Annotated in this window: 6 protein-coding genes; 1 reads left to right on the top strand and 5 read right to left on the bottom strand. The window is 58.1% G+C overall.

Going from position 1 to position 12169, the window contains the following annotated elements:
* Positions 1–2: 2 nt before the first annotated feature.
* The 4 genes from B5F76_RS00245 to B5F76_RS00230 all read right to left on the bottom strand — a co-directional run bounded on the left by B5F76_RS00245 (position 3) and on the right by B5F76_RS00230 (position 7310).
* Positions 3–2060, bottom strand: a complete 2058-nt coding sequence (locus B5F76_RS00245; protein WP_239406898.1) for an HlyD family type I secretion periplasmic adaptor subunit — start codon at positions 2058–2060, stop codon at positions 3–5.
* Positions 2057–4606, bottom strand: a complete 2550-nt coding sequence (locus B5F76_RS00240; protein WP_204218281.1) for a type I secretion system permease/ATPase — start codon at positions 4604–4606, stop codon at positions 2057–2059. The genes B5F76_RS00245 and B5F76_RS00240 overlap by 4 nt, the downstream gene beginning before the upstream one ends.
* Positions 4607–4826: 220 nt before the next feature.
* A complete protein-coding gene (locus B5F76_RS00235; protein WP_087349507.1) occupies positions 4827–6428 on the bottom strand; it encodes a (Fe-S)-binding protein in 1602 nt (533 codons plus the stop codon).
* A 15-nt stretch (positions 6429–6443) separates the two neighbouring features.
* Positions 6444–7310: a respiratory nitrate reductase subunit gamma gene (locus tag B5F76_RS00230; protein ID WP_239406897.1), complete on the bottom strand. Its 867-nt coding sequence runs from the start codon at positions 7308–7310 to the stop codon at positions 6444–6446.
* A 183-nt stretch (positions 7311–7493) separates the two neighbouring features.
* Here B5F76_RS00230 and B5F76_RS14700 point away from each other — a divergent pair, with 183 nt between their 5' ends.
* Complete coding sequence (locus B5F76_RS14700; protein WP_162608602.1) at positions 7494–7718, top strand: hypothetical protein; 225 nt, start codon at positions 7494–7496, stop codon at positions 7716–7718.
* A 178-nt stretch (positions 7719–7896) separates the two neighbouring features.
* Here the strand turns inward: B5F76_RS14700 and rpoC are convergent, their stop codons facing one another.
* A complete protein-coding gene (gene rpoC, locus B5F76_RS00225) occupies positions 7897–12057 on the bottom strand; it encodes a DNA-directed RNA polymerase subunit beta' (protein WP_087349503.1) in 4161 nt (1386 codons plus the stop codon).
* Positions 12058–12169 lie beyond the last annotated feature (112 nt).

Here is a 12169-nt window from a genome sequence, read left to right as displayed (position 1 = left end):
ATCTAGCGTTCCGTGAGGGCGTTTTGCTTGGCCTTGAGAATGGGCTTCATGAGATACTGCAGGATGGTTTTCTTGCCTGTGAGAATGTCCGCCTGCACGATCATGCCCGGAATGATGGGCAGGATCTCGTTGTTGTGCTCCAGATAGGTTCTGGAGGTCCGTATCTTGGCAAGGTAGTAGAACTCGCCCTGCTTGCCCTCGATGGTGTCGGCACTGATCTGTTCGAGCTTGCCCTCGAGGCCGCCGTAGATGGAAAAGTCGTAGGCAGTGACCTTGATCATGACATTCTGGCCTGGCCTCAAAAAGGCCACGTCCTGGGGGCGGACCCTGGCTTCCACAAGGAGGGTGTCGTCCAGGGGCACGATGTCCAGTATGGGCTCGCCGGGCTTGATAACACCGCCAATGGTGTTGATGTAGATCTGCTTCACTATGCCGCGCACAGGGGAGCGCACATCCGTTCTGGTCACGCGATCGCCGCCTGCGGCCAGGGTTTCCTGCAGGGTGGTGAGCTCCACGCGCCGCTTGTTGATTTCTTCGGTGATGGTGTTGCGGAACTCTGCCACGTGGGATTCGATGCGATGCCTGGCCTCGGCAGCTGCAGCCTGGGCCCTAGAAATGGAGGCGCCGAGCATATCGATCTGGCCCTGCAGTTCGACCACACGCGATTCCATGTTCAAAAACTCCAGCCGCGAGAAATTGTTCCTGCGCACGAGCTGTTCGGCAGCGTCGCGCTGCTGTTTGGCAAGACTCAGGCTTTGCTGAAGCTGCTCCCTGTGCGTTGTCTGCTCCTGGATCTCGCGGTCACGCTGGATGAGCTGGTTGTTCAAAACCTCTCTGTCCACTTCAAAGCGTTCCTTGCGCGATGTCCAAAGGCTCTTCTGGTCGCGCACAATCTGCTGGGCCTGCTGCATGATGGATGCATCGGGCCTTGTGCCAAAGTAGTCCGCAGCCCAGGCGTAGAGGTCCTGTGGGAAGACGGGCTCCTCCCCTTTGAGTTCAGCCTCAAGGCGTATGAGGGCAAAGACGTTGTCCATGCTGCGCTGCATGGCGTCCCTGTAGGAGGAGGCTGCCATTTCATTGTCTATCTGGGCAATGACATCGCCTTTTTGCACAGTGGAGCCGTCGCGAACAAGCATGGCGCGCAATATACCGCCCTCGAGGTTGGATATGGTCTGGGTGCTTTGCGAGCCTACCACGCTGCCTTCGGAATGGGTGACCTCGTCGATTTTGGAAAAACCAGCCCAGACAAGCAAAATGGCAAAGAAGACGATGGTGACAGTGGAGATAAAGCGCGCGCCGACCTTTGGCCTGCGGCTAAGGGCTGCGTCCACGTCACCCGCGTACTCTATGTCGTCCGGGGTCAGTCCCTGCAAGGGGGCGTCGAGGGCAGAGAAAAGCCCCTGTCCCTGCATGGTCGTGCTGCGCGCCCCCTGTCCCTGCTGGCGCTTTCCCTTCACAAGGTCGCCCACAAGGCTTGCCAGGGATCGATCCGGGGTCTGTTCGTTTTTGCTCTTGTGCACCAGGGAGAGGAGGAAGGAGAGAAAGCCCCGGACATTGGAAGATTCCGCGGCAATATCCTTTTTTTGAGGGGTACCTTGGCCTGGGGCAGAAGGCGCATTTAAGGGACGCCTTGTGGGAAGGTGCTGGGCATAGGCCTGGGCCCTGGCCTGTTCGAGGGAGAGCGGTGGCTGCGCAGGCGGGGCACTTTGGGCAGGGGTTGCAGGAAGAGGACCCTTTTCCATCCTCTCCGCAGCGGCAAAGATGTTGGCAACAGGCACGGCACTTCCGCCTTGTCCCAGGGGCTCTTCGGAGGGGCTTGCAGTCTGCTCCTTTTCGGTCAGCGAGGGGACGAGGAGTGCGCCTTCCTGTTCCCTTGGCGCAGCAAACCTGTCCTGGTTTGGGGCAGGGCTGATTCCTGCTTCCTCGTCCTTTTTGGGGGGCAGGACAAGGCTTGGCCTTTGCAGGCCCTGCCCCGCAAACTTGTTTAGTCTTGCAGCAGACGAGGCTCCGCGTATGCCCTGGTAGCGGGTGCCTCGCGCTTTGCTTGTCTGTTCACTCATGACTGACTATCCTGCGTATTTTCCCTGGAAGTTCCAGGCTTTGGCGTCACATTGGGCTGTGTGCGAAGGATTTTGGGCTGGAGCCGCGTTCCTGCCTGCCCGCTTCCCTGTGCAGGTCTTGTCGCTGTCTGGACTCTCGGTCCCTGCGCCGGCTTTTGCTCGTGCGCTTCGGGCTGCGTGCGCTGCGCAGCCTGGGGATGGAGCGCCCGGGAATTGGGAGTCTGGGCGTTGGACGTCTGGGGGGCAGTCTGGCCCTTGGGGTGGAAGAGCTCGCAGGCATCCCTCGGGCCGTCGTAGACAATGCGCCCTTCCTTCAGGATGATGAGACGATCCACAAGGCGCAGCATGCTCAGGCGATGGGTTATGAGGATGAGTGTCCGCCCCCTTGCTATCTGGGCCAGGCGCCTTTGCAAAAGGCGCTCGGAGTCCGTGTCCATGTTGCTCGTGGGCTCGTCCAGAATAAGCACTTCCGGATCGTGGACAAGGGCTCTTGCCAGGGCAACGGCCTGACGCTGACCTCCGGAGAGTTCCTTGCCCTGTTCGCCCACCTGGGCAGCAAATCCTGCAGGATTGTTGCGCAAGAAGTCCGTTACGCCTGCAATGCTTGCCGCGCGCAGGACAAGGTGATCGTTGATGGTGGGATCCCCAAGGGCTATATTGTCCCGTATGGTGCCGTAGAAGAGCACAACGTCCTGGGGAAGGACACCCACGCGGCTGCGTAGCTCGGAGGTGGCAAACTGGCGTATGTCCACACCGCCGAACTTTACTGCTCCCTCCTTGGGCTGGTAGAGACCTGTGAGCAGCCTTGAGAGGGTGCTCTTGCCTGAGCCCATGGTGCCTATGATGCCCACGTGCTCGCCGGGCTCTATGTGGAGGCTCACCTGATCGAGGGCAAGGCGCTGGGCCTTGGGGTAGGCAAAGCTCACCTTTTCCAGGGTCAGGGAGGGGCGCAGCATGCCGAAATCCAGGGGAGTCTTCTCGGCCTCGTTTTCCGAGGGCAGGGCCATGAGCAGATCCAGGGCCTTCAGGGCCACGTGGCTGTTCTGCACGCGGGTAAGCAGGGACGCCACCTGCATGAGGGGAGCCATGGTGCGGCCAAGGAGGATGTTTGCGCCAATGAGCGCACCCATGGTCATGAGCCCTTCCTCGATGCGGTACACGCCCCAGATGACCAGTATGACAGAGACGAACTGTGTTATGAGAAGCGAAGCGTTGACTGCCAGGTTGTTGAACTTGCGTGACTCGGAATTGGATTTGGCCGAGAGTCCCACAATGGCTTCCCACAGCCTTTGCATGCGGCTTTCCGCCTGGCTCGACTTGATGGTTTCAAGGCCGTTGACTATCTCCACAAGCAGCGCGTTTTTCTGCATGCTCTGCTTGTAGGAGGCCTCGGCGCTGCGGCGGGCAAGGCCCTGTATGGCTATGCCAAGGCCGACCAGTACAGGTATGGCGCAGATGGGCAAAAGGCACATGGGTCCTGCAATTATGCCTATGAAGATGATGAAGATGGCGAGGAAGGGCACATCAATGCATGCAAGAAGCGTCGAGGAACTGAAGAAGTCGCGCAGCTGCTCGAATTCGCGCAGGTTGTTGGCAAGGGCTCCAGTGGATTCCGGCTTGTTGTCCAGGCGCATGCTGAGCACCTTGTTCATGAGCGTGCTCGAAAGGACAACGTCTGCGTTTCTGCCAGCCACATCCACGAAATAGACGCGCATGGAACGCAGGGCAAAGTCGAAGATGTAGGCAATGAGCACGCCGGTGGCCAAAACCCAGAGTGTTTCCATGGCCGCGTTGGGCACCACACGGTCGTACACGTTCATGACAAAGAGCGGAGTGGCCACGGCAATGAGGTTCGTCACAATGCTTGCCAGGGCCACGTGGCGGTAGATGGGCGCGTAGTAGCGCAAAACGTCCCAGAACCAGCGCTTGCCCCTGGCAATGGTAAACGCGTTTGTGCGCTCGTCGGGCTTGCTTTCCACAGAGGCAAAGAGCGCATAGCCGCTGTACTCGCCCTTCAGGGCCTCAAGGGGAACGTTCTGGGCCGCATTGTCCGTTTCAGGAAAGATGACCTGGATGTGCTCGCCCTTCTTGCTTACAAGCACGCAGGCGCGATCGTTGCTCAAGAGCAGGATGCAGGGAAGAGTCAGGGCAGGAATGTCCTCGAGCCTTGGACGGTAGAGAATGCGACCTGCAAGGCCAGCCTTGCGGGCAACGCGCAGGCAGCCTTCCGGTGTCACATGGCTGCCGTTGAGGCCTGCCATGAGAAACTGTGGCGAGACAATGACGCCCTTGAGACGCAGGAGAATGGACATGCAGCGCAATATTCCAGGCATGAAGTCCACGTTGGAGGGCCTTAGGGGATCGGTCACAAACTGCTGTCCCTGTGCAGCTGTCCCTTCCTCCCTGTTTGCCCTGGCAAGGATGGCTGCCGCCTGCCCGTCAAGCCTTGGGCCCTGTTCCATATTTTCGGCAGACCCTTTTCTGTCTGCGCTGCCCTCAAGGCCGGAGTCCCGGGCACTATTTCTTGTTTTCCTGTCCTCGCTCATACTGCACCGCCACTTGTCCGTTATGCTCTGTCAGACCCTGGCCGCTGCCTTCAGGGCATGGGGCGCAGGGACGAAAAGAGAAATAAGTCCATTTGCCAGGGCCGTCAATTTGCAGGCCGGGAGCGGTACACAAGACCGGATTTCTGCACTAAAAAGGGGGCATTGCGCGTTTTGCGCAATGCCCCCCTTGAGACTTTTGTGTCAACTTTTGGACAGTCGACTAGTACTCTTCTTCACCTTCCCACTTGATGTAGCCGGGGTTCACGTCAACCATGCAGTTGACGATGAGTTCCACAAGGCCACCGTAGGCAAAGCTGTTCTTGGTGTAGAGGTCGTTCTCTTCCAGAATGTCGCGGATCTGGCCCTTGCAGTTGGAGCAGGGAGCGCAGATGTACTTCTTGGTCTCGGGTCCGAGGCATTCCTTGAAGGCTTCGCTGATCTGCCAGAACTTCTTGCGGCCGGAGATGTTGGTACGCCAGACGTTGGTGTTGTTGCGGGTGATGATGGCAAAGCCGGAACCGCCGCCGCAGCAGTAGTTGTGCACGCCGTTGCAGGGCATTTCCCTGAACTGGGGAGCGATGACGCGCAGGATTTCGCGCTGGGGCTCCACAACACCCATGAGGCGCACAACGTTGCAGGGATCGTGCAGGGTGACGGGGAAGTTGTTGCGCGAGGGATCGAGCTTCAGCCTGCCCTGCTTGATGATGTCGCGCAGGGTCACGTAGCAGGTTTCTCTCGGCACCTGCATGTCGTAGGGAACGACGCGGTCGGCAATGACAGTCAGGGCCTTGGTGGCATGGCCGCATTCGCCGATGACGATCTTCTTGACACCGAGTTCCCTTGCTGCCTCCATGTGCTGGATGGCGATGCGGGCGGTCTGGGCGTCGTCGTAGAAGACGCCGTAGTTCACGCCGTCGTAGCCCAGTGTGCGGCTGGACATGGTCCAGCTCAGGCCTGCGGCATTGAAGATCAGGGAGAAGGCTGCCACGTTTTCGGGCCAAGCCATGATTTCGCCGGCATTGTGGATGAGCATGATGTCCGCACCCTTCTTGTCGAAGGGGGTCTCGATGCCAACGCCCGTGATTTCGGAGTAATCCTCGTCGATGAACTCAACGTTGTCTCTCACGATTTCGGGGGTCATGCCGGTAGAGGAGCCCTTCTGCATCTGCAGTTCGGTGCCCTTGGTGTGCAGTTCCTGGGGGCTGATGCCCAGTTCCTGGCTGAAGATCTTGCGTATTTCGCGGGCAATGAGGCCGTTGTCAACGCCGATGGGGCAGACCTGGGCGCAGCGACGGCAGAGGTTGCAGCGATAGGCCAGTTCGCCCAGACGCACCACGGTCTTCCAGTTCAGGGGCATGTCGCCGTAACGCAGTTTGGCGAGAGGCTCCTTCTTGATGTACTGGTGGTAGATGCGGCGGAAGATTTCCGAGCGGAAGTTGGGGCGGTACATGGTGTGACCGCCGCTCATCTCGTACAGATGGCAGGCCTCGGAACAGGAGTTGCACTGGGCGCAGGTGTCCATGCTGGCTTCGAGCATGTTCACGAAGGTCCAGTTGTTCTCCGTGGAGAAAAGCTTGCGCATGCCGGAAAGGAACTTGTCGACCAGTTCCTGTTCCTCGAGGGCGTTCTTCGGACGGGGGATGTTGAGAACGGAAACGCCGTCCAGAAGATCGCAGGCGTAGTCTTCCTTCATCTTGTCGGAGAAGGGCTTGCAGGGAAGCTTTTCTATATCAAGGGGAAGATCCGGAATGTCATTGAGATCATATTCAATGAGCTGGCCTTCCTTGGTGGATATATCGGTCAGTTTCAGATTGGATGTCATATGTGGTAAACCTCGTTACGCGTCTTTTTTCTGTTCCTGAGCAGGGTATCCGGAAGTGGCCACGTCGACCCAGGTCTTGTCCTCGCCCTTGGGATTCATGTGGGGAGCAGCCCAGGTGACCTTGTACTTCAGAGCGGCGTTGATGAGATCCTGACGCTTCTTGCTCATGCTGGTAGCCACGTCTTCCCAGCGGATGTCGTGGTAGAGGAAGTACTTGAGCAGAATGTGGCTCATGAAGGTGATGGGGATCCACAGCATCAGGAAGAAGCCAATGACCATGTGCAGGACAAAGCCACCGCTGCCGAGAGATTCAAAGTTGAAGGTCAGGGCATTGTAGACGAAGTCGCTGGCAAGTTCCGCGAAACAGGGATTGGTCACCCAGGTGATGAAGCCGGTCAGGCCAAAGAAGGCGAACAGGCCCAGGTCGAAAAAGTGTTCGGGGGTGGAGAAGGTGCGCAGTCCGGGGTCACCGACACGACGCATGATAAGGCCAACACCGCCACCAATGAGGCACAGGCAGCCAACGAAGGAGATGATATCGATGAGGCCGTAGATGAGCCAGATCAGGGTGCTGGTCTCGTGATCAAGGCCAAACATGCGCAGGATGGCGGTGAAGATCAGGATGATGGCTCCGCCCATGAGCATGTAGAGGCCAAGGTGGAAGGGATAGGTGCGGTACCACAGGGGACGATTGTGCTTGAAGGTGGCTTCGAGGAAGAGAACTTCCATCAGAAGAGCGCCGAGATCGCCCAGATGGTTGGGCTTGTGCTCATGCTTCCACCAGTCGGTATCCTCCATGTAGCTGCCACCGTGTTTGGCCTTGGCACCTTCATGCGGAATGGGGTAGAGTTCCCAGCGAGCATGCATCGGCGTTTTTTTCATATAGTTTCTGATTTTGAGAAACGATGTGATTGCACAGCCGATGAGTGCGAGGTACCCCAGCAAGTAAAAGAGTGTAATCATGCGTCTACTCCGGTTTGGGCATAAGCCCGTGAATTATGTTCGCGCAAGGTCTGCGATTCGCACGATGCGGAATTGAAGCCTGCTGTCTTTTCCCTCAGGCACATGGAAGACAGCTTTGTGCCGCGACCACGACCAGGGCTGAATATTGCTGTAAGAGCCTGTTTTGCCGCATCAAATCGCAAAAACGAAAGTTTGCGGCTTTGCATCGGGCCAAATTGGCTGACCAATACCTTAAACAATTTTGAGAAAAAAGCAAAGAAACGTTTTTTTCGGAAGGGGTACAAACACCCTTTTTTCATGCCCTGCTATATAGTGCTTTTGTTGTAAAAACATTGAAATTTCAATGTCTTGAAAGGAGATTTTGCAGGGAAGGCCCTTGTTTTTTGCAAAAGGGGACCAACAAGGCCTGCTCACAATTTTGTCAGGGCAAAAAAAGGGTATGAAAATGGGACCGCCTCTCCCAGGGGGGAAGGCGGTCCCTGAATACGGCTACCGAACCTTGGGACTAGCCCTGGTACAGGGGTTCTTCAAGGGTATCGAGGAACTTGTTGGGCTTTTCCTTCTGCTCGGGCACGGAAATTTCCGCGTTGATGTACTGGCGAAGGCCAGTGCCTGCGGGGATGAGACGGCCCACAATGACGTTTTCCTTGAGGCCGGCCAGGTGGTCCACCTTGCCCTTGAGGGCTGCTTCCGTGAGCACCTTGGTGGTTTCCTGGAAGGAAGCCGCGGAGATGAAGGAGGAGGTGGTCAGCGATGCCTGGGTGATGCCGAGCACCATGGGCTCTGCCGTGGCAGGCTTGCGGCCCTCGGCAATGGCCTTCTTGTTGATGGCCCTGAATTCGCCCTTGTCCACCTGTTCGCCTTCCAGAAGGCTGGTGCCGCCGGAGTCGATGACGCTGACCTTGCGCAGCATCTGGCGCACGATGGTCTCGAAGTGCTTGTCGTCGATGGCAACGCCCTGGAAGCGGTAGATATCCTGGATCTCGTTCACAAGGTAGCTTGCCAGATACTTTTCGCCCTTGGTGCGCAGGATGTCGTGCAGTTCGGGGCTGCCCTCTGTGAGGGTTTCACCTGCCTCCACGAAGTCGCCGTCGGCAGCAGTGATGTGCTTGCCGCGCGGTACCAGGTATTCCTTGGCCTCGCCGATGTCGGGCGTGACAATGAGCCTGCGCTTGCCCTTGCTGTCGCCACCGTAGGTGACGGTTCCGGAAATTTCCGAAACAACAGCCATGTCCTTGGGCTTGCGCACTTCGAAGAGTTCTGCAACGCGCGGAAGACCACCCACGATATCCTTGGTCTTGGAAGTTTCGCGGGGACGGCGGGCAATGGTCTGACCCTGCTTGACCTCGTCACCGTTCTTGACCATGACGATGGCGCCTGCGGGCAGGGAGTAGGTCGCCTCGGTCTCGGTGGTGCCGTGGCGGCGCATCTTCTTGGCGCCCGTGACAGGATCCACGATGCTGATGGAGGGCTTGTAGGCCGTGGTGCGGAATTCCATGACCGTGAGGGCAATGTTGTTGTTGGTCTCGTCGACCTTTTCCTGCACGGTCTTGCCCTCGATGAGGTCGTTGAACTGGACGATACCGTCTTCCTCGACGATGAAGGGCTCGTAGAAGGGTTCCCACATGGCCATCACATCGCCCTTGTTCACTTCCTGGCCATCCCTGACCAGAATGCGGGCACCGGAGGGGATGTTGTCCTTCTGGGTCTCGCGGCCGCTGGCGTCCACGATGACAAACTGACCGCTCTTGCCGATGTTGACCAGCTCGCCTTCGGGGTTTTGCACTGCGTGCAGATGCACCAGCTTGACCTGACCGGAGCCCATGGCCTCGATCTTGCTGCGTTCGATGGTGGAGGATGCCGTACCACCGATGTGGAAGGTACGCATGGTCAGCTGGGTACCGGGTTCGCCAATGGACTGGGCTGCGATAATGCCCACTGCTTCGCCTATGTTCACCATGTGACCACGGGCAAGGTCGCGTCCGTAGCAGCGGGCGCAGATGCCGTGCTCAGCAGCGCAGGTGAGAGGCGATCTCACGGTGATGGAGGTCACGCCGTGCTCGTCGAGAATCTTGGCCTCGGCGTCCTTGATCTCGGTGTTCTCCTTGAGCAGGAGCTCCTGGGTCTGGGGATCGCGCACAGGGTAGAGGAGCACGCGGCCAATGGCGCGCTGGGACACACGGGTGCGGACCTCGCCGCCTTCCATGATGTCCGTGAGCTCGATACCGTCAACAGTGTTGCAATCCTCCATGGAGATGACCACATCCTGCACGACGTCAACCAGACGCCTGGTAAGGTAACCGGAGTTTGCGGTCTTCAGAGCGGTATCTGCCAGACCCTTGCGTGCGCCGTGGGTGGAGGTGAAGTACTGCAGCACCGAGAGACCCTCACGGAAGGATGCCGTGATGGGGGTTTCGATGATTTCGCCGTTAGGCTTGGCCATAAGGCCGCGCATGCCTGCGAGCTGACGCATCTGGTCCTGGTTGCCTCGGGCACCGGAGTTGGACATCATGTAGATCGGGTTGAAGCTCACGTCCTCCACGGTCTCGCCCGTGAGGGGATTCGTGCGCAATTCGTGGCTGATCTCCTTGTTCATCTCCTGGCTGACGCTCTGGGTAGCCTGGGTCCAGACGTCGACGACCTTGTTGTACTTTTCGGTCTTGGTGATGATACCGTCGCGGTACTGGCCCTCGATGTCGTCCACCTCTGCCTGGCTCTTGGCAAGGATCTCTTCCTTCCTGTGGGGAACAAGCATGTCCTTCAAGCCGATGGAGATGCCGGAACGGGTCGCGTACTCGTAGCCCATGTTCTTGATCTTGTCGCAGAGCAGAACAGTGGCCTTTGTGCCGCAGGTCTTGTAGGTGGCGTCCACCAGTTTGGCGATGTTCTTCTTGGTGAGCACAAGGTTCACGTGGGAGAAGTCCATGCCCTCGGGCAGGATGTTGCCAACCAGCACACGGCCGGGGGTAGTTTCGACGAGCTTGCCGTTGATGCGCACCTTGATGATGGCCTGCAGGCTCACGATACCCTGATCGTAGGCGGACTCGACTTCCCATGTGTCACAGAAGACCATGCCTTCGCCTGGCTCGAAGCGCTTGGCACTGGTCATGTAGTACAGGCCAAGGACCATGTCCTGCGAGGGGACAATGATGGGGCCGCCGTTTGCGGGCGAAAGAATGTTGTTGGTGCTCATCATGAGCACGCGGCACTCGATCTGCGCTTCCACGGACAGGGGAATGTGCACTGCCATCTGGTCGCCGTCGAAGTCTGCGTTGTAGGCTGTGCAGACCAGAGGATGCAGACGGATGGCCTTGCCTTCCACAAGCAGGGGCTCGAAGGACTGGATGCCGAGCCTGTGCAGCGTAGGTGCGCGGTTGAGCATGACAGGGTATTCCTTGACCACATCGGCCAGGATATCCCAGACCACCACTTCCTCTCGCTCGACCATCTTCTTGGCGCTCTTGATGGTGGAGGCCAGGCCCCTTTTCTCGAGTTCGGAGTAGATAAAGGGCTTGAACAGTTCGAGAGCCATCTTCTTGGGCAGACCGCACTGATGCAGTTTGAGGTACGGGCCCACGCAGATGACGGAACGGCCGGAGTAGTCCACGCGCTTGCCAAGCAGGTTTTGACGGAAACGGCCCTGCTTGCCCTTGATCATGTCGGACAGGGACTTGAGTGCCCTGCCGTTGGTGCCGGTGATGGCGCGGCCGCGGCGACCGTTGTCGAAGAGGGCGTCGACCGCTTCCTGGAGCATGCGCTTTTCGTTGCGGATGATGATTTCCGGAGCGCCGAGTTCCATGAGCCTTTTCAGGCGGTTGTTGCGGTTGATGACGCGGCGGTAGAGGTCGTTCAGATCCGAGGTGGCGAAACGGCCGCCATCCAGGGGAACGAGGGGACGCAGTTCCGGGGGAATGACAGGAATGACTTCCATGATCATCCACTCGGGCCTGTTGTTGGATTCGATGAAGGCCTCGACTATCTTGAGGCGCTTTGTGATCTTCTTCTTCTTGGTCTGGCTCTTGGTCTCGTCGCCCTCCTTATGGAGTTCGGCGCGCAGAGTCGGGAGATCGATCTCTTCGAGCAGGGAACGGATGGCCTCTGCGCCCATGCCGACCTTGATGCAATCCTCGCTGCCGTAGTGCTCAATGATCTGCAGATACTGATCCTCGGAAATGACCTGCTGTTTGGTCAGGGTGGTCTGACCTGGATCGAGCACGATGTAGCTGTCGAAGTAGAGGACCTTTTCAAGGTCGTTCATGGTCATGTCGAGCAGCGTGCCGATCTTGGAAGGCAGGGTCTTCAAAAACCAGATATGGGCAACGGGGGCAGCAAGTTCGATGTGGCCCATGCGCTCGCGGCGCACCTTGGCGGCAATGACTTCAACGCCGCACTTTTCGCAGACAATGCCGCGGTGCTTCATGCGCTTGTACTTGCCGCAGTTGCACTCGAAGTCCTTCACAGGGCCGAAGATGCGGGCGCAGAACAGGCCGTCACGCTCGGGCTTGAAGGTCCTGTAGTTGATGGTCTCGGGTTTCTTTACTTCGCCGTAGGACCATTCGCGTATGGCTTCCGGAGAGGCTATGGAAATCTGTATGGCCTTCAGGTTGCGCACATTGGTGGCATTGCCCGAAGTTCCACGGTTGGAATAGAGATCATCCATGCTCATATGCTGTATGTTCCTTGCTTTGATACGGGCTGACCGTATAAGCGTTTAGTTGCATGAAGGTCTGAACCAAAAGCATTGTTCCTCAAAAAAGCCTGCCTGAGGCTTGCATGTG

Source organism: Desulfovibrio sp. An276, assembly GCF_002159665.1.
In the GTDB taxonomy this organism is placed as follows: Bacteria; Desulfobacterota; Desulfovibrionia; order Desulfovibrionales; family Desulfovibrionaceae; genus Desulfovibrio; species Desulfovibrio faecigallinarum.
The sequence above is the reverse complement of the archived record's forward strand: the minus strand, read 5'-3'. Positions and strand labels throughout refer to the sequence as shown.